This window comes from Collimonas humicola, assembly GCF_018304945.1.
GTDB lineage: Bacteria > Pseudomonadota > Gammaproteobacteria > Burkholderiales > Burkholderiaceae_D > Collimonas > Collimonas humicola.
Genome location: NZ_JAGQEE010000001.1, coordinates 228,342 through 245,317 on the forward strand (window position 1 = coordinate 228,342; position 16,976 = coordinate 245,317).

The following is a 16,976-nucleotide window of genomic DNA, read 5'->3' on the forward strand; positions in this document are numbered from 1 at the left end:
GCGGCCCGCAGGAGATACGTGACAGTACTGGCGCCGGCAGCGCGGATTGCTGACCTGCGGACCGTCCTACGTTTTACAGATTAGCAGATTCTCGGACGAAGCTCCAAGCCAAGCGCCCGGAGGAATGGCAGGACCTGGCGCTCTGGTGCGCTGAGGCACATCGCTTGGCAGCATGATGTCTTGCGGGAACAGCAAGCCTATTTGCGGGCGGGCAGATGCTTGTGTGCGCTGCCGTACGGAATGCGGGCATTTGCGGGGCTATCCTGCATATAGCCGACAGTGCATCGGCAGCAGGCGCAAGAATATTGAACAGTCGCACATACTGGAGCCCAGCATGAAAACGAAAACAGTTGTCTCCGCCATCATGGCGATGTCGCTGCTCACGAGCGGCCTGGCGTTCGGCCAGGAACGTGACAGGCCGGCGCAGCGCTACGATCAGCAGCAGCGCAACGATGATCAGCAACGTAACGATCAGGACCGGCAGCCGGATCGCCGGGATTACAATGACCAGCGCCGCCAGCCGGATCGTGGCAATTACAACGATCAGCGTCGTCAGCCGGATCGCCGCGATTACGGTGACCAGCGCCGCGACGAGCGCGGAGCCGGTCCCGACCACGCGTTCTATCGGGGCCAGCGGCTGCCGCCAGAATACCGCGGCCGCCAGTACGTGGTCGACGACTGGCGCGCTCACCACCTGAATGCGCCGCCGCGCGGCTATCATTGGGTGCAGACCGGCGGCGACTATGTGCTGGTGGCGATATCCACAGGCATCATCTTGCAGATGTTGTTGGGTAACTGACAAATACAGCCAAGTGCATTTCAGCAGCAAGCCTGAAGAAATTCTCCGCGCCCATTTGAGCGCGGGGGATTTTGCTTTGTGCCGTCGCTGCGTAGGGGAGTCGCATTATTATCCAAGTGTCATGAGCATGGTCAGCACCGCCGCAGTCATGACGGCGGCGCTGGTGATCAGGCGCGGCATCGTGGCCGGCGAGCAGCGTCGCTGTCAGGATGACGACGTTCAGGCCGGAGACGCCGCTGCCCGGTGCGGCGAACCGGAGGCCGCACACGCCGGTCCCGAGTTCATATACACTGGCCGAGGAGCAAAGGAATTCTTTGGAAGATCGGCGCGCGGGTTCGCTTTTCCTACTTTCAAATGCGGGGTTGTCGGACACGCGATGGCGCTGCAATTGTTTACAGTGTTGAAAACTGGAAAAACGTGATCTGATCGGAAGCGCTTTGGTGTTTATCTGCCGCCCGGATTTCCCCTGCTACCGTCTGGAGACTGCCATGCATTCAGAAACAATTGGTGACTACGAAATAGAATGTTCCGGGCTGCAATTGCCTGACAGCGAAGGCTGGGTCGCCAACCTGGTGATCTACGCGCCTTCTTGCAATCCCATGCATAGAAACGATATCTTCCCGTCGCAGCGGGTGGCGGTCGACACGGTCTTCGCCAGCGAGCAGGAAGCGGAGGCCGAGGCCCGCGCCTGCGCCATCGCGCTCATAGAAAAAGGCCGCAAGAAAGCAGTGCATTAATCAAGGCAAACGTTGCGATCGACGGAATAAAAGACATTAAAAAAACATAAAAAAACGGCAGCGGGTAACATGGCTGTCGTTGTCATATTTATTCAGCGAGGAGAACAGGATGCAGCTTGGCATGATTGGATTGGGGCGCATGGGCGCCAATATGGTCAGGCGTCTGACCAATGGCGATCACCAGTGCGTGGTTTATGACTTGCACCCGGACGCTGTCAAGGCCGCGGTGCATCCGGGCGCGACCGGCGCTTCATCCCTGCAGGACCTGGTCAGCCAGCTGCGCGCGCCACGCGTGCTGTGGCTGATGCTGCCGGCTGCGGTGGTCGATGAAAACCTGGCGCTGCTGCTGCCTTTGCTGGAAGCCGGCGACATCGTGATCGATGGCGGCAACTCCTATTACCACGACGATATCCGCCGCGGCGCCGAACTGAAAGCGCGCCAGCTGCATTACGTCGATGTCGGCACCAGCGGCGGCGTCGCCGGCTTTGACCGCGGCTATTGCCTGATGATAGGCGGCGAAAAGGAAGTGGTGGACCATCTGGCGCCGATTTTCGCCACGCTGGCGCCCGGCGCTGGCGCCGCAGCGCCGACTCCCGGCCGCACCGTGAGCAGCAGCGCCGAACAAGGCTATCTGCATTGCGGCCCGCATGGCGCCGGGCATTTCGTCAAGATGGTTCACAACGGCATCGAGTACGGCATCATGGGCGCTTATGCCGAAGGCTTGAATATCCTGCGCCACGCCAATGTCGGTAAGCAGGGCAGCGTGGCTGACGCCGAAACCACGCCGCTGCGCCATCCTGAGCACTATCAGTACGACCTCGATCTGCCGGAGATTACCGAACTGTGGCGGCGCGGCAGCGTGATCGGTTCGTGGCTGCTGGACCTGACCGCCGGCGCGCTGCAGAAAGATCCGGCGCTGGAACACTACGCCGGCCATGTCGCCGATTCGGGCGAGGGCAGGTGGACCATCAATGCCGCGGTCGACGAAGCGGTCCCGGTGCCTATCCTGAGCGCCGCCTTGTTTGCGCGCTTCAGTTCACGCGGCGAGGACGATTTTTCCAACAAAGTGCTGTCGGCCATGCGGCAAGGATTCGGCGGCCATGTAGAAAAACCGGTCAAGCCGCAGGGCGATTAACGACTGCGCACGGCCGATCCGCCAGGAGCCCTATCATGAAAATCAGTCCTCTGGCCGGTCAGCCGGCGCCATCGGCATCGCTGGTGGATGTGCCGAAGCTGGTCTCGGCCTACTACAGCAATATTCCCGATCCGGAGGTGGCCGAGCAGCGGGTGGCTTTCGGCACCTCCGGCCATCGCGGTTCATCCTTCGACTGCAGCTTTAACGAAGCGCATGTGCTGGCCATCAGCCAGGCGATTTGCGCTTACCGCGGCAAGCAGGGCATCAGCGGGCCGCTGTTCATCGGCATCGATACCCATGCCTTGTCGGTGCCTGCCTGCGCCAGCGCGGTCGAAGTGCTGGCGGCCAACGGCGTCGACATCATGCTGGCCGAAGGCGACGAATACACGCCGACGCCGGCGGTATCGCATGCTATCGTCAAATACAACCGCGGCCGCAAGAGCGGCCTGGCGGACGGCATCGTCATCACACCTTCGCACAATCCGCCGGAAGACGGCGGCTTCAAGTACAACCCGCCCAATGGCGGCGCGGCGGATACCGCTGTCACCGGCTGGATCGAGGCCGCTGCCAACGCGCTGCTGCGCGGCGGCCTCAAGGAGGTCAAGAGAGTGCCGCTGCAGAAGGCCTTGCGGCAGGACAGCACGCACCGCTACGATTATCTGAATACCTACGTCAATGAACTCGACCAGGTGATCGACATGGCAGCGATCCGCGACGCCGGCATCCATCTCGGCGTCGATCCGCTGGGCGGCGCCGGGGTCCACTATTGGCGGCGCATCGGCGAGCGCTACCGGCTGAACCTGAGCGTGGTCAGCGCGGAGGTCGATCCGGCCTTCCGCTTCATGACGGCCGACTGGGATGGCCGCATCCGCATGGATCCCTCATCGTCCTACGCCATGCAGCGCCTGCTGGCAATGAAGGATCGCTACGACATCGCCTTCGCCTGCGACACCGACCACGACCGCCACGGCATCGTTACGCGGAGCGCCGGCCTGCTGCCGGCCAATCACTACCTGGCGGCAGCCATCGATTATCTGTTCCAGCACCGCAGCCAGTGGCCGCAGGCGGCAGGCATCGGCAAGACCGTGGTCAGCAGCCAGATCATCGACCGCATCGCCGCCAGGCTCAAGCGCAGGCTGTACGAAGTGCCGGCCGGCTTCAAATGGTTCGCGCCGGGCCTGAGCGACGGTTCGCTCGGCTTCGGCGGCGAGGAGAGCGCCGGCGCTGCCTTCCTGCGCCTGGACGGCTCGGCCTGGACTACCGACAAGGATGGCCTGGCGCCGGCTTTGCTGGCGGCCGAGATCACCGCCCGCGGCGGCCGCGATCCCGGCGAAGCGTATCGCCGGCTGGCCGGCGAGCTGGGCGATCCGCTGGCGACCCGGGTAGAGGCGAGCGCCACGCCGGCGCAAAAGAAGCTGCTGGCCGCCTTGTCGCCGCAACAGATCCAAAGCACCGAGCTGGCCGGCGAAAAGATCCGCAGCATCATCAGCAAGGCGCCCGGCAACGATGCGCCCATCGGCGGCGTCCGGGTGGCGACGGACAGCGGCTGGTTTGCGGCGCGGCCCTCCGGCACGGAAGACATCTACAAGATCTACGCGGAGAGTTTTCAGGGCGCCGGACACTTGCAGCGCATCGTGCAGGAGGCGCAGGCGATTGTCGACGCTGCCCTGGCCGCTATGCCGCAATCGCCAGGCGCAGCCGCAAAATGAGTCGCAGGGCGCTGAGCGAAACGGCTGAACTGGACCTGCTGCAATGCGAGTCGTTCAGCTACTTCATGCATGAAACCAATCCGCGCAACGGCCTGGTGATCGATAAGACCGCGCCCGACTGGCCGGCCAGCATCGCCGCCGTGGGGCTGGCGCTGGCAGCCTATCCGGTGGCGATAGAGCGCGGTTTCATCACGCGCGCTGCGGCGCTCAAGCGGGTGCTGGCTGCCTTGCGGTTTTTCTGGAACAGCCCGCAGGGGCCGGAACCTGACGCCAGCGGTTATCGGGGTTTCTACTATCACTTCCTCGACATGCAAAGCGGGCGCCGCGCCTGGCAGTGCGAGCTGTCCACCATCGACACCACGTTTTTCCTGGCCGGCGCGCTGACTGCCGGCTGCTATTTCGATGGGCCGGGCGCCGACGAGGCCGAGTGCCGCCGGCTGGCCGACGCGTTGTACCTGCGCGTCGACTGGGCCTGGGCGCAGGATGGCGGCGGCGCGGTTTCCATGGGCTGGAAGCCGGAGTCCGGCTTCTTGCCGAATCGCTGGAATGGTTACGACGAGGCCTTGCTGCTGTATGTGCTGGGACTTGGTTCGCCTTCGCATCCGCTGGCCCAGGACAGCTATGGCGACTGGGCCGCGGCTTACCGGTGGCAGCAGAGCTACGGCATCGAATACGTCTACGCCGGCTCGCTGTTCACCCATCAGCTGTCGCATATCTGGATCGATTTTCGCGGCATCCAGGACAGCGCCATGCGCGCCAAGGGCCTCGATTATTTCGAGAACAGCCGCCGCGCCACCCTGGTGCAGCAGCGATATGCGATAGACAATCCCCGCGGCTTCGCCGGCTACAGCGCCCTGTGCTGGGGCATCACCGCCAGCGACGGGCCGGGACCCGCCGTGCTGGAGGTCAACGGCAGCCGGCGCGAGTTCTACGACTATGTGGCGCGTGGCGTGCCGCTTGGCCCCGACGACGGCACCATCGCGCCGTGGGTGGTCGTGTCGTCGCTGCCGTTCGCGCCGGAAATCGTGCTGCCGACCATCGATTTCTTTATCCACCAGGTCGGATTGAAGGCTGGCAATCCGTATGGCTTCAAGTCCACCTTCAATCCGAGTTTTCCCTGCAACTGCGATAACCCTTACGGCTGGGTCTCGCCCTGGCATTTTGGCATCGACCAGGGGCCGATCATTTTGATGATCGAGAACTACCGCAGCGAAATGCTGTGGCGCCTGATGCGCAACTGTCCGTATATCGTCAATGGGCTGAAATGCGCAGGCTTTACAGGCGGCTGGCTGCCGTCCGCTTAGCCGCTGGCAGCTTTTCCCCTCTTTTTCAGGATTGCGCCCGATACAGCGCCAGTTCTTCGGCCAATGCTTTCGCCATGCTCGGGCGCTGCAGCTGCCGGCCATGGTATTCCTTGACCCGCGGCCATTGCGCCAGATCGATGCCGCCATACGCGGCCCAGTTGAGCACAGTGGCCAGATAGGCATCGGCCACGCTGAAGCGGTCCAGCAGGAATTCGTGGCTGGCGAAATGGTTTTCCAGAAGGCCGAGGCGCGATGCCGCCTTGTCGCGCGCATAGGCTTTTACCGCGTCGGCGGCGTGCGCATCGAGCAGCGGCACGAACAGTGCCTTGTGCAGTTCCGTGCTGACGAAGCCCAGCCATTGCTGCATCCTGGCGCGCTGCGGACGATCCGTCGGCGCCAGCTGCGCTTGCGGGAACAGGTCCGCAACATAGGGCAGGATGGCGGTGTTTTCAGTCAGCAGATAGCCATCGTCGGTATGCAATACCGGCACTTGTCCCAGTGCGCTGACAGGGTAGAAGTCGGCGCCGTCCTGCAATTTTTTCGACTTGGTGTCGACCTGGATATAGTCAGCCTCGGCGCCGGCTTCGTACAGGGCGATGCGGGTGGCGAGCGAACAGGCCAGCGGGGAAAAATACAGTTTCATCTGGAATCTCCATGGGTGGTTTGTTTTTGTACTATAATGTACAAAAATACCTCGGTCAACATTTTTATACTGTATGGAACAAAAAGAAAACAAGCGAGCCCGCGGCCGGCCGCGCGCCTACGATCCGGAGCAGGCGCTGGACAATGCGCGCGATGTCTTCTGGCGGCTGGGCTATGGCAGCAGCTCGCTGGACGACCTCAGCGCGGCCACCGGCATGAACCGGCCCAGCCTGTATGCCGCCTTCGGCGACAAGCATGCGCTCTACCTGCAAACGCTGGAGCGCTACATCGAGCTCGGCCGCCTCGGGATGATCGAGGCGATGGCCGGCGATCTGCCGCTGGCGCAGGCGCTGCTGCGGGTATACCAGCTGGCGCTGGGCATGTATCTGCCGTCCGGCAGCGCCGCGCGCGGCTGCCTGCTGATCGGCACCGCCGCCACCCAGGCGGTGGTCGATGTGGAGGTGCGCGCGCGCCTCGGCGATGGCTTGCGCTGTTTCGACCAGGTCTTTGAGGAGCGCTTCCAGCGCGCCGTGGAGCAGGGCGAATTGAATGCCGCACTGGAGCCGGCGCTGCTGGCAAAGATGGCGTCGGCGATCCTGCATACCCTGGCGCTGCGTTCGCGCGCGGGCGACAGCCGCGCATCGCTGGAGGCGACCGCCGCAGCCGGCGTCGAGTTGATTTGCGGCCAGGCGCGCTAGGCGCAGCCGGTATCAATACCACTGCGGGACTGCGCCAGCACCGCCGCGGCGTCGTGCCTCCAAATTCAAAACCACTTGCAATTTGATCCGTATTATCCCAATGTTGCTCTCTGCTGCCCGACAGCAGGGAGCGGCGGCAGCGTGATTGACAATACTAACCGGCGCGCGGCATATGGAGACGAGTCATGGCGCAAGCGAAGCAGAATGCAAGCATCATCATCAACGACGACTGGCGCCGCTGGATAGGCGAAAACCTGGCGCTCGACGCCGCTCCGCAAGACCTGTTCAACGTCCTGGTCGCGCAAGGCGTGGCCGCGGGCGAGGCGCAGCGCGAAGTGCAGGCCGCGCTGGCCAGCCCCTACCTGCTGGGCGCGCGCCAGGCCGGCCAGCGCCTCAAGAACCGCCTGAAGAAGCATGACTGGGTGCTCGACATCTACCGCACCCTGAACCGGCAGACTGCTGGCAGCAGCGTGATTGAACGCCGTCACCGGCTGTCGCGCGAGGAGTTCTATCGCCAGTATTATCTGTTGAACAAGCCGGTGATCATCACTGGCATGCTGGATGACTGGCCGGCGCTGAGGAAATGGAATTTCGATTTCCTGCGTGCGCACTTCGGCGCGCGCGAAGTCGAAGTGCAGATGGGGCGTTCGCAGGACGCCAACTATGAAATCAATTCCAGCCAGCACAAGCGCAAGATGCCGCTGGCAAGCTATCTGGACATGATCGAGGGCGCGCAGGAGAGCAACGATTTCTACATGACGGCGAACAACTCGTCGTCCAATCGCCAGGCGCTGGCGGAGTTGTGGCAGGACATCGGCCGCCTGCCGGAATACCTGAACCCGGATTCGGTGGACGACGGTTTTCTCTGGCTGGGGCCGAAAGGCACGCGTACGCCGTTCCACCACGACCTGACCAATAACTTCATGGCGCAGGTGGCCGGCCGCAAGCGCGTCAGGCTGATTCCCGCCTGCGAACTGGCGTATGTCTATAACCACCATCATTGCTATTCGCCGGTCGACGGCGCCGCCATCGACTACGAGCGTTTTCCGCTGATGCGCAATGCGCAGCTGCTCGAATGCGAACTGGCCGCAGGCGAACTGCTGTTCCTGCCGGTCGGCTGCTGGCACTACGTGGAAGGGCTGGAGGCAAGCATCACCGTGTCGCTGATCAACTTCCAGCCGGACAATAATTTCGGCGCCTTCTATTCGACCTACGACGAACTGTAGCCAGGCGCCGGCTGTTGCCGTAGCTCTGCCTGATATCGAAAATCCGCGCCGATCCTGATGCCGTGCACAGCCTGATCCGGGCTGTTTGCCGGCGTGATTTTTCAGGTTGGCGCCGCAAAACCGTAAAGATGGCGTTCGGATCTCTAAGACCACATGCATACATCTGCGGAAGTGGTATCGCACCGATTGTCACACTTTTTTCCGCCGATTTTCCGGCAGCGGCGGATTGTGCTTTCTTCATATGAGAAAAACAGGGATCTTTAGAAGTTTTTTATTGCCGCAAGGCATTGTATTGCAAATGAAAATTTCTTTTCGATTATGGAAAACCATAGAATTTTCCGATTCGAAATTCCGAGTTGTTTGCAAGTGGTATGGCATATGCCGTCAAATTTTTAAACCACTTGACGTTGATTTTTCAGGCCTCCATTCTCAGTCCAGCTGCCAGTTAAACATATAACGGATTCAGCTTAGGGAGTGCGCAGGCGCCGGTCGGATCGACCTGCTTCTCGCACATTGTCATTTGATAGAGGAGGAGTGGCGCATGAGAACAACTGTATGCAATACCTTGTTGATGGGATTGATAGGCGGCCTGCTGGCAGGCTGTAGCGACGGCGGATCGGCAGGTGCCGCGGCCGTCAGCCAAAAGCAGGTTTCTGCCACCGTGAAATCGAGCGTGCCGGTCTGCGCTCCCGCCTGGAGCGCTTCCGCCGTCTACACCGGCGGCAACCAAGCCAGCTACAGCAGCGTGAACTACACGGCCAACTGGTGGACTCAGGGGAATAATCCATCGACCAACAATGGCGGCAGCGGCAGCGGACAGCCGTGGACTTCGAACGGCGCCTGCAGTACAACGCCGACTCCTACGCCAACCCCGACTCCCACACCGACCCCGACCCCGACGCCAACTCCGACGCCAACTCCGACGCCTACTCCAACACCGACTCCGACGCCAACGCCAACGCCAGGTTTTGTGTTCAGCGCATACAAGGACGTCACCGCCGACGCCAACTGGAACACCGGCGCCATGCAGAGCACGGCAACCGGCACCTCCTTGCCGGTCACTACCGCCATGCCGGCGCATAACAGCGTGCTGACCTGGGCCTTCGCCACCGGCGGCTGCGGTTCCGAGACCTGGGCCGGCATCACGCCGGCGATGATTGCCACCAACGTCCAGTCCTTCGTGGCCGCAGGCAAGAAATACATCGTTTCAACCGGCGGAGCGGCAGGGTCGTTCACCTGTACCTCGGATGCCGGCTTCGACGCCTTCATCAACACGTATAACTCGGCCAACCTGATCGGCATCGATTTCGATATCGAAAACGGCCAGAGCCAGTCTGACATCAACAACCTGGTGGCGCGGGTCCAGGCGGCCCAGGTCAAGTATCCGAACCTGCGCTTCAGCTTCACCATCGCCACGCTGGCGACCAGCCAGAGCGGTTCCTCGGTGGCGGTGGACATGGGCTCGGCTTCGCCTAATCCGCTGGGTTCGATGGGGATAGCGGTGATGCAGGCGATCCAGTCCGCAGGCCTCAAGAACTACTATGTCAACCTGATGGTGATGGATTACGGCTCGGCTACCGCGGTCAACTGCGTGATCAGCGGCGGCGTTTGCCAGATGGGGCAGTCGGCGATCCAGGCGGCGATGGATTTCCGCGGCTTCTACAATGTGCCGTACAGCCAGATCGAGCTGACGCCGATGATAGGCGCCAACGACACCCCCGGTGAAACTTTCACCCTGGCCGATACCGATACCTTGTCGGCCTGGTCCAAGGCCAACGGCATCGCCGGCCTGCACCACTGGTCGTTCGACCGCGACACCGGCATGAGTTACACCAACCGCTTCATCTCGGATCTCGGCCTCTGATCCGCTGCTGCTTGCCTTGTCATCAAGCCGGCTCGCAAGAGCCGGCTTTTTTCATGGCGCCGGCCGGGCGATCTGCAATGCCTTGCATGACAGGCATCGGGCGTATCCGATCCTTGCCAACTTTCTTGTATACATGGAGTTGGACTTGCGACATCATATTCCTCACGCCGCATGGCGGGCGGCGTGAAACGCCGTTGTCCGCTGTATCCGATGCGCCAGGGAAAAGCCATGTTCAATTTCGATCCCAATCACTATCCCTATGCTTCCCGCCGCAGTGCGGTCTACGCCAGGCGCGGCATGGTGGCGACCTCGCAGCCGCTGGCGGCGCAAGCCGGGCTGGCAGTACTGCAGGCCGGCGGCAACGCCATCGATGCGGCGATCGCTGCCGCCGCTGCGCTGACCGTGGTCGAGCCGACCGCCAACGGCATCGGCGGCGACGCTTTTGCGCTGATCTGGCACCAAGGCAAGCTGCACGGCTTGAACGCCAGCGGCGCCGCGCCGCAGGCGATCTCGATCGCCAGGCTCAGCGCCGCGGGCCATCAAAGCATGCCGAAGTACGGTGCGCTGCCGGTCACCGTGCCTGGTGCGCCGGGCGCATGGGCCAGCATGGCCGAGCGCTTCGGCAGCTTGCCCTTGCCGCAGTCCATGGCTGGCGCGATTGCGCTGGCGCAGGACGGCTATCCGGTATCGCCGGTGGTCGCCTTTGCCTGGCAGCAGGCCCACGCCTTGTTCCGGCGGGAGTTCAAGGAGCCGCACTTTCAATCCTGGTTCGACACTTTCAGCATCGAGGGCAGGGCGCCGCGTGCCGGCGAAATCTGGCGCTCGCAGGGACATGCCGATACGCTGCGCGCCATCGCGGCTGACGGCGCCGCCGGCTTTTACCGCGGCGCCCTGGCGGACCAGACCGCGGCCTTCGTGCGCGCCGCCGGCGGCTGCCTTGATGTTGCCGACCTGGCGGCGTACCGGCCGCAGTGGGTTGATCCCATCAGCTGCAACTATCGCGGCTACGATGTCTGGGAAATTCCGCCTAACGGCCATGGCCTGGTGGCCTTGCTGGCCTTGAATATCCTGCAAGGCTTCGACTTCAGCCAGCGCGACAGCCTGCTGACTTACCACCGCCAGATCGAAGCGATCAAGCTGGCTTATGCCGATGGCCTGGCGCATATCGCCGACAGCGGCCACATGCGGGTTTCGGTGCAGGATCTGCTGTCGGCAGCCTATGCCGACGAACGCCGCAAGCTGATCGGCGAGCGGGCGGCATGGCCGCAGTCCGGGCAGCCGCCGCGCGGCGGCACCGTCTACCTCAGCACTGCCGACGACCAGGGCAACATGGTGTCCTTCATCCAGAGCAACTACATGGGCTTCGGCTCGGGCCTGGTGGTGCCGGGAACCGGCATTGCGCTGCATAACCGCGGCAACAATTTCACGCTGGATGCATTCCATCCCAACTGCCTGGCGCCGGGCAAGCGGCCGTATCACACGATCATTCCCGGATTCCTGACCAGGGGCGGCGCAGCGGTCGGCCCGTTTGGCGTGATGGGCGGCTTCATGCAGCCGCAAGGGCATGTGCAGATGATCATGAACACGGTAGATTTCGGACTCAATCCGCAATCGTCGCTGGATGCGCCGCGCTGGGAATGGGAGAGCGGCAATAACGTCAGCATCGAACATACCACCGCCGAGCATCTGCTGCGCGGCTTGCGCGGTCTCGGGCACGAGGCGTCGTGGTCGGCCAGCCAGCTCGGTTTCGGGCGCGGCCAGATCATCTGGCGCGACAGCCACGGCGTGCTGTGCGGCGGCACCGAGCCGCGCACTGACGGCTGCATCGCGGCCTGGTAGCTCCTGCCGGCGCGCCGCCTTGTTACAATCTCGCATCTGCCGCTTTGCACTACATACCGATCAATAAGGAAAGCAAAATGCCTGAAGCAGTCGACCTTACCCGCATCTGTCCGGTGATCATGACGCCTAGCCATGACGGGAAATTTTTCCGCAACTATGTGATGTCCCTATTGAATTTTACGGTGGAGGCCGCACGCTGCGGCATGCCGATGCAAGTGGTCATGCATCAAGGCGAAAGCCTGGTGACGCGGGCGCGCAACAACTGCGTCGCCGATTTTCTCGCCAATCCGCAATGGACGCACCTGTTCTGGATCGACGCCGACATCGGTTTTTCCGCCGAGGCGGCGTTCCGCTTGCTGCGTTCAGGCTACGATATCGCCGCCGGCGTCTATCCGCTCAAGCACGAAACCTGGCCTCAGGAAGGCCTGCCGCAGGGCACGACCCGGCAGCAATTCGAAGCGACCTATGCCCGTTACACCGTCAACGCCAAGGTTGCCGACGGCAGCAAGCAGGTCAACCTGGAAGTGCAGGCCGACGGTTTCATGCGCATGGAAGAAGCGCCGACCGGCTTCATGGTGATCAAGCGCAGCGTGTTCGAGCGGCTGATCGCCAGCTACCCTGAGCTCAACTATGTGCCCGACAGCATCGGCGTTCCCGACCAGGGGCTGCACTACCGCTTTTTCGACGTCATGGTCGATCCGGAGACGCGCCGCTATCTGTCGGAAGACTATGGTTTCTGCCGCCTATGGTCAGGGCTGGGCGAGTCCATCTATATCGACGCCAATTCCAACCTGAGCCACCAGGGCTCCAAGCTGTACACGGGCGATTTCGCCAATTCCCTGCGTACTTCCTTGCCTTACGCGATAGGCGCGCCGGAAGGCGCGCAGATGCAGCTCACCGGGCTGGAATATTTGCGTTCCAATCCCTTGTTCTGAGCAAAATCGTAAGCCGGTTTTCGCTGCGCTTAAGCTACATAGCTAAGTGGGGTCAGAGTAAATTTTCTGCGCGCTTTTTGCAGAAACTGCACTCTGACCCCACTTAGCGGGTTACGGAGTGCATGCCTCGCCGTTGAAAAAACATGCAGCGCGCTCTGCCTTTCTCCGAATCCGTCATGTGGGGTCGGAGTCAAGTTTCGCGATAAAACACCGCGAAATTTGACTCCGACCCCAGATGACTGCCCCCAGATGACTCCGATTACAGCTGCACGCTGGTAGTAGCGCTGAACTTGGTGTTCAGGTTGGTTTCCAGGTTGCCGATGGCTTTTTCCAGGATGCTGAAGATTTGCGCCCGGTCGGCGGCGTTGCTCAAGTCCAGCGTGGCGCTGGCGGTCACGCCGACGCTGGCCAGGGCGCTGTTGAACGCGGTTTGCGCCTGCGCCGCCGAAATGTAGACCGAGGTTCCTGTGCCGTTGACATACGCTAGCGTCTGGAACACGTTCGAGAACACGGTTTCCAGCGCCGGCATGCCGAAGGCGACATGGTTGGCCGGCGTCGTGAAGGTAGTGGGGCTGGTGGTCGGGATCGGGTTGCCGTACAGCTGGTCGAGGTAGTAGCGCACCTGATACGGATATTGCTGGTAAGTGTCGGTCGCGCCCCACACCGAGCTGTAGGCGTTGACGCTGCTGACCGTCGCTGCGGTCGCCGTCGCTCCCAGTTTGCTGTAGCTGGTCATCAGGGGGCCGTAGTAACCCTGGTTGTAGGCGACATTCAGCAAGACGTCCAGGAAATTGCCAGGCAGCTTGGTGAAGTTGGCCAGCGTATTGTCATAGTAAGGCTGCCACGGCGTCGTCCAGCCGCCGGCGCCCTTGCCGGTGAGGATCAGGGCGACGAAATCGTTGTAATGGAAATACGCGGTCAGCATCGGCCCGTAGTATTTATTGTTGAACGAGGGCGGCGTCACCTTGGTGTACTGCTGGGCCGCGGTGGCCATGGTGTAGCCGATGTTTTTCTGGATGGCGACGTAGTTGATCAGCGAATGGCCGGCCGGCGCATAGGAGCCGGAAACCATGTCGGCGGCGTAGTTGTTGATCTGGTAGGGGCCGCCCTGGCCGGCGCCCATCACGGCTTGCTGGTCCGGCGAGGGATCGATCAGGCTGCCGCTGCTGGCGTACAGCCCGGTCTCGATGTTTTCCTGCAGCAGCTGGCCCATGATCGAGCCGTACATGTAATCCTTCTGGAACTGCATGCCTGGATAATATTGTTGCACCAGGTGGCCATACATGACGCCGGCGATGATGTTCGACATGATCAGGTCGTTGTAGTTGCCGCCATCCAGCACCAGCTGGTCCTGGGCGCTGCCGGCGCCCAGCAGCAGGTGATAGCTGATGGTGCCGGTGGTGCTGCCAGGCGTGGCGGGCGGCGGATTCACCGGAGGCGGCGTGACTGGCGGCGGGGTGGGCGTGCCGCTGCCGCATACGCCGTTGGAAGTCCATGGTTTGCCGCTGCCGCTGCCGCCGCTGTCGGTAACCGGGTCGTTGCCCTGGGTCCACCAGTTGGCGGTGTAGTTGGTGCTGTTGGCGCTGGCGCTGTTGCCGCCGACATAGACGGTGCTGGCGTTCCAGGCAGGCGCGCAGGCCGGCGCGCTGGCCTTGCCGGTGGCGGCAATCTGCTTCTGGCTGGCGCTGCCCGCATCGCTCGAGCCGCCGTCGCCGCAACCTGCCAGCATGCTGCCGATCGCGGTGCACAGCACGGTGCTGACTATTCTTGTTTTCATGCATATCTCCTGTATTGAATGGGGAAGTGCGTGAAACCAGATAGTTTCCGCACGCCAACTAATCCGGGCCGAGGATGAGGGCAGCGAAATTGGGCGTCAAGTGGTTTGCACGGTTTTTTACAGCGACCATACCAGTTGCAAAGCGGTATTGACTTTCATTTGCCGCGGGTGGCGATTTAAGTCACAGATAGCACGCCGGGCGAGGCGATGTTATTTCCCTGTGGCAATGAATTAGTTTTTGTGAAAATACCTTCTTGATAATTTTCTTGAGGGGGTGCTGTGCTGGCGGAGAAAGTGCGCGTCTGTCAGGCGATAGACAGGTGTAATACCACTTTTCCATTTTTTTGCATGTGGTCTTGGTGCTTTTGCAGAGGATTCTTGCCGGGCAGGCGATGCCAGTCATGAAAACAATCCGCCAGGGACGGAGTGTGGCAATATGCCGGATATTTCCCTGCTGACATATTTCTCAATCGGCTCGTTGACGCGGCAGGGCTGAGTCCATCGTCTTACAGAACAGAAGGTTTCTTTCATGCGAGCAGCATCTTTTCTCCGCAATCTCCTTGGCGCGCTGTTCCTGCTCGCTTGCGCAGCAGCGTCGGCGCAAAGCACTTACCGCACCGCCGGCAGCTGCGACGGCTTTCCGCGTCTCGACCTGAAGGTGGCCAAGGGCATGTGCATGGGGCTGGTCGCCGATCACCTCGGCTTTGTGCGCGGGGTAGCCGCGATCGGTCAGGATATCTATGTGCTGGACATGGGCGGCTGGGCCAGCAAGCGCGGCCGCCTGCTGCACCTGAACCTGAAGCAGAAGGGCCAGCCGGAAGTGCTGCTGAGCCAGCTTGACATGCCCAATGGGATCGTCGCTACCCCGGACAAGAAGCTGCTGATCGGCATGCACGGCCGCATCGTCCGCATCGATCCTGCCGCCAAGAACCTGCTTGGCAGCGCCCAGGATATCGTAGTCAACCTGCCGACTACCGGCCGCCATCCGCTGACGGCGATGGTGCTCGGCGACGACGGTGCGCTGTACATCAATGTCGGTTCCGCCACCGACAATTGCGAAAGCCGGCCCGACCAGCCCGGCAAGGCGGATTCGCCTTGCCCCGAAATCAAGGAGATGCCGCCGCGCGCCAGCGTGCTGCGCGCCAGCCTGGCAAACGCTCACCTGCCGCTGGATGCGCGCACGCTGCCGGTGCACGCGCGCGGCTTGCGCAACAGCATGGCGCTGGCGCTCACTGCCAACGGCACGCTGGTTGCCGCCACCAATTCGCGCGACAACATCAATGTCGCCGATCCCAAGCTGTCCGACGCTGAGCTGCCGCACGACACTCTCAGCTGGCTCAGCGCCGGCGCCGACTACGGTTGGCCCTATTGCTTCGACAAGCTCAGGGCCAGCCCGGAATATCCAGAATTCGACTGCCGCGCCAAAACACCGCCCGGCCGTCTTCTGCCGCCGCATGCAGCGCCGCTGGGCATGCTGATCTATAACGGCAAGAGCCTGCCGGCGCTGAACGGCCATCTGATCATCGGCTATCACGGCTACCGCGCCGCCGGCCACCGGCTGGTCAGCCTGGCTCTGGATGCGGCTTATCAGCCGGTGGGCGAGCCGCGCGATCTGGTGGCGGGATGGAACTACCGGCACGGCGGCTATCCGATGGGCGCGCCGGTGGCGCTGGCTACGCTGGACGACGGGAGCCTGGTGATTACCGAGGATCGGAACGGGACGTTGTTGCGGCTGGCGCCGGACTGACCCAGCAGTGAAATCAGCTTTAATTTAAGGCATGTTCTTGAGCCTTTAACCATAAACCACCGTCCTGGATACGGGAGCAACAGCCATGGCACATTCCACAATTGAACGCTGGCACGAGATAGTCAAGTCGCGCGACATCGCTGCCTTGAAAGCATTGCTCGCCGACGACGTGGTCTTCGAATCTCCGGTTGTTCACACGCCTCAAAGCGGCAATGCGATCACAGTCAAATACCTTGCTGCCGGCTTGCATGTCTTGAATAACGGCAGCTTCCAATATGTGAATGAATGGCGCGGACCGCATTCGGCCGTGCTGGAGTTCCAGTCAAGCTGCGACGGCATCCTGATCAACGGCGTGGACATGATCACGTGGAACGACGAGGGCCTGATCACTCACTTTAAGGTGATGATCCGCCCGCTAAAGGCTGTCAATAAAATCCACGAATTGATGGGCCGGATGCTCCAGCCTGAAGCCGGACAACAACGCTAAGCAACGGTACGCAACGGCAAGCAACGGCAAGCAACAGCAAGCAACAGCAAGTAAAGGCGGCCGGCATACGGTAGTAA

The 16,976-nt window shown here is 61.9% G+C and carries 15 protein-coding genes; 13 read left to right on the forward strand and 2 right to left on the reverse strand.

Annotated features, from left to right (window positions below; translation table 11 throughout):
- The first annotated feature begins 334 nt into the window (after positions 1-334).
- The 6 genes from KHU30_RS01040 (at position 335) to KHU30_RS01065 (ending at position 5,684) form a co-directional block, all read left to right on the forward strand.
- Positions 335-799, forward strand: coding sequence for an RcnB family protein (locus KHU30_RS01040; RefSeq protein WP_211440797.1), 465 nt, complete (start codon positions 335-337; stop codon positions 797-799).
- Positions 800-920: 121 nt separating this feature from the next.
- A complete protein-coding gene (locus KHU30_RS01045; protein ID WP_211440798.1) occupies positions 921-1,220 on the forward strand; it encodes a hypothetical protein in 300 nt (99 codons plus the stop codon).
- A gap of 67 nt (positions 1,221-1,287) precedes the next feature.
- Positions 1,288-1,536: a hypothetical protein gene (locus tag KHU30_RS01050; protein ID WP_211440799.1), complete on the forward strand. Its 249-nt coding sequence runs from the start codon at positions 1,288-1,290 to the stop codon at positions 1,534-1,536.
- A 109-nt stretch (positions 1,537-1,645) separates the two neighbouring features.
- The gene (gene gnd, locus KHU30_RS01055) at positions 1,646-2,671 is read left to right on the forward strand and encodes a phosphogluconate dehydrogenase (NAD(+)-dependent, decarboxylating) (protein ID WP_211440800.1); all 1,026 of its coding nucleotides are present in this window, start codon (positions 1,646-1,648) and stop codon (positions 2,669-2,671) included.
- A 35-nt stretch (positions 2,672-2,706) separates the two neighbouring features.
- The gene (pgm, locus tag KHU30_RS01060; RefSeq protein WP_211440801.1) at positions 2,707-4,380 is read left to right on the forward strand and encodes a phosphoglucomutase (alpha-D-glucose-1,6-bisphosphate-dependent); all 1,674 of its coding nucleotides are present in this window, start codon (positions 2,707-2,709) and stop codon (positions 4,378-4,380) included.
- Positions 4,377-5,684: a glucoamylase family protein gene (locus KHU30_RS01065; RefSeq protein ID WP_211440802.1), complete on the forward strand. Its 1,308-nt coding sequence runs from the start codon at positions 4,377-4,379 to the stop codon at positions 5,682-5,684. Before pgm ends, KHU30_RS01065 begins: the two co-directional genes overlap by 4 nt.
- A gap of 25 nt (positions 5,685-5,709) precedes the next feature.
- Here the strand turns inward: KHU30_RS01065 and KHU30_RS01070 are convergent, their stop codons facing one another.
- The gene (locus KHU30_RS01070; RefSeq protein ID WP_211440803.1) at positions 5,710-6,327 is read right to left on the reverse strand and encodes a glutathione binding-like protein; all 618 of its coding nucleotides are present in this window, start codon (positions 6,325-6,327) and stop codon (positions 5,710-5,712) included.
- A 73-nt stretch (positions 6,328-6,400) separates the two neighbouring features.
- Here KHU30_RS01070 and KHU30_RS01075 point away from each other — a divergent pair, with 73 nt between their 5' ends.
- The 5 genes from KHU30_RS01075 to KHU30_RS01095 all read left to right on the forward strand — a co-directional run bounded on the left by KHU30_RS01075 (position 6,401) and on the right by KHU30_RS01095 (position 12,888).
- Entirely contained in the window at positions 6,401-7,024 is a 624-nt protein-coding gene (locus KHU30_RS01075; protein WP_211440804.1) for a TetR/AcrR family transcriptional regulator, read from the forward strand.
- Between the two features lie 185 nt (positions 7,025-7,209).
- A complete protein-coding gene (locus KHU30_RS01080; protein WP_211440805.1) occupies positions 7,210-8,250 on the forward strand; it encodes a cupin-like domain-containing protein in 1,041 nt (346 codons plus the stop codon).
- A 541-nt stretch (positions 8,251-8,791) separates the two neighbouring features.
- Positions 8,792-10,114, forward strand: a complete 1,323-nt coding sequence (locus KHU30_RS25015) for a carbohydrate-binding protein (RefSeq protein WP_230427143.1) — start codon at positions 8,792-8,794, stop codon at positions 10,112-10,114.
- Between the two features lie 228 nt (positions 10,115-10,342).
- Positions 10,343-11,953 (forward strand): gamma-glutamyltransferase family protein, encoded by a 1,611-nt coding sequence (locus KHU30_RS01090; RefSeq protein ID WP_211442151.1) that lies wholly within the window; start codon positions 10,343-10,345, stop codon positions 11,951-11,953.
- Positions 11,954-12,030: 77 nt separating this feature from the next.
- Entirely contained in the window at positions 12,031-12,888 is an 858-nt protein-coding gene (locus tag KHU30_RS01095; RefSeq protein WP_211440806.1) for a hypothetical protein, read from the forward strand.
- A gap of 259 nt (positions 12,889-13,147) precedes the next feature.
- Here KHU30_RS01095 and KHU30_RS01100 read toward each other — a convergent pair whose 3' ends face one another.
- A complete protein-coding gene (locus tag KHU30_RS01100; RefSeq protein WP_211440807.1) occupies positions 13,148-14,665 on the reverse strand; it encodes a chitin-binding protein in 1,518 nt (505 codons plus the stop codon).
- A gap of 529 nt (positions 14,666-15,194) precedes the next feature.
- Between KHU30_RS01100 and KHU30_RS01105 the strand changes: the two genes are divergently transcribed.
- Together KHU30_RS01105 and KHU30_RS01110 are read left to right on the forward strand one after the other, a co-directional pair.
- Positions 15,195-16,412 (forward strand): PQQ-dependent sugar dehydrogenase, encoded by a 1,218-nt coding sequence (locus KHU30_RS01105; RefSeq protein WP_211440808.1) that lies wholly within the window; start codon positions 15,195-15,197, stop codon positions 16,410-16,412.
- A gap of 85 nt (positions 16,413-16,497) precedes the next feature.
- Positions 16,498-16,899, forward strand: a complete 402-nt coding sequence (locus KHU30_RS01110) for a nuclear transport factor 2 family protein (protein WP_211440809.1) — start codon at positions 16,498-16,500, stop codon at positions 16,897-16,899.
- The last annotated feature ends 77 nt before the right edge of the window (positions 16,900-16,976 follow it).

What these genes read in the sequence shown, in the direction of transcription:
- KHU30_RS25015 (WP_230427143.1), top strand. Translation starts at nt 8,792, where the DNA reads ATGAGAACAACTGTATGCAATACCTTGTTGATGGGATTGATAGGCGGC.
- KHU30_RS01065 (WP_211440802.1), top strand. Translation starts at nt 4,377, where the DNA reads ATGAGTCGCAGGGCGCTGAGCGAAACGGCTGAACTGGACCTGCTGCAA.
- KHU30_RS01070 (WP_211440803.1), bottom strand. Translation starts at nt 6,327, where the DNA reads ATGAAACTGTATTTTTCCCCGCTGGCCTGTTCGCTCGCCACCCGCATC.
- KHU30_RS01045 (WP_211440798.1), top strand. Translation starts at nt 921, where the DNA reads ATGAGCATGGTCAGCACCGCCGCAGTCATGACGGCGGCGCTGGTGATC.
- gnd (WP_211440800.1), top strand. Translation starts at nt 1,646, where the DNA reads ATGCAGCTTGGCATGATTGGATTGGGGCGCATGGGCGCCAATATGGTC.
- KHU30_RS01095 (WP_211440806.1), top strand. Translation starts at nt 12,031, where the DNA reads ATGCCTGAAGCAGTCGACCTTACCCGCATCTGTCCGGTGATCATGACG.
- KHU30_RS01075 (WP_211440804.1), top strand. Translation starts at nt 6,401, where the DNA reads ATGGAACAAAAAGAAAACAAGCGAGCCCGCGGCCGGCCGCGCGCCTAC.
- KHU30_RS01080 (WP_211440805.1), top strand. Translation starts at nt 7,210, where the DNA reads ATGGCGCAAGCGAAGCAGAATGCAAGCATCATCATCAACGACGACTGG.
- KHU30_RS01090 (WP_211442151.1), top strand. Translation starts at nt 10,343, where the DNA reads ATGTTCAATTTCGATCCCAATCACTATCCCTATGCTTCCCGCCGCAGT.
- pgm (WP_211440801.1), top strand. Translation starts at nt 2,707, where the DNA reads ATGAAAATCAGTCCTCTGGCCGGTCAGCCGGCGCCATCGGCATCGCTG.
- KHU30_RS01100 (WP_211440807.1), bottom strand. Translation starts at nt 14,665, where the DNA reads ATGAAAACAAGAATAGTCAGCACCGTGCTGTGCACCGCGATCGGCAGC.
- KHU30_RS01050 (WP_211440799.1), top strand. Translation starts at nt 1,288, where the DNA reads ATGCATTCAGAAACAATTGGTGACTACGAAATAGAATGTTCCGGGCTG.
- KHU30_RS01040 (WP_211440797.1), top strand. Translation starts at nt 335, where the DNA reads ATGAAAACGAAAACAGTTGTCTCCGCCATCATGGCGATGTCGCTGCTC.
- KHU30_RS01110 (WP_211440809.1), top strand. Translation starts at nt 16,498, where the DNA reads ATGGCACATTCCACAATTGAACGCTGGCACGAGATAGTCAAGTCGCGC.
- KHU30_RS01105 (WP_211440808.1), top strand. Translation starts at nt 15,195, where the DNA reads ATGCGAGCAGCATCTTTTCTCCGCAATCTCCTTGGCGCGCTGTTCCTG.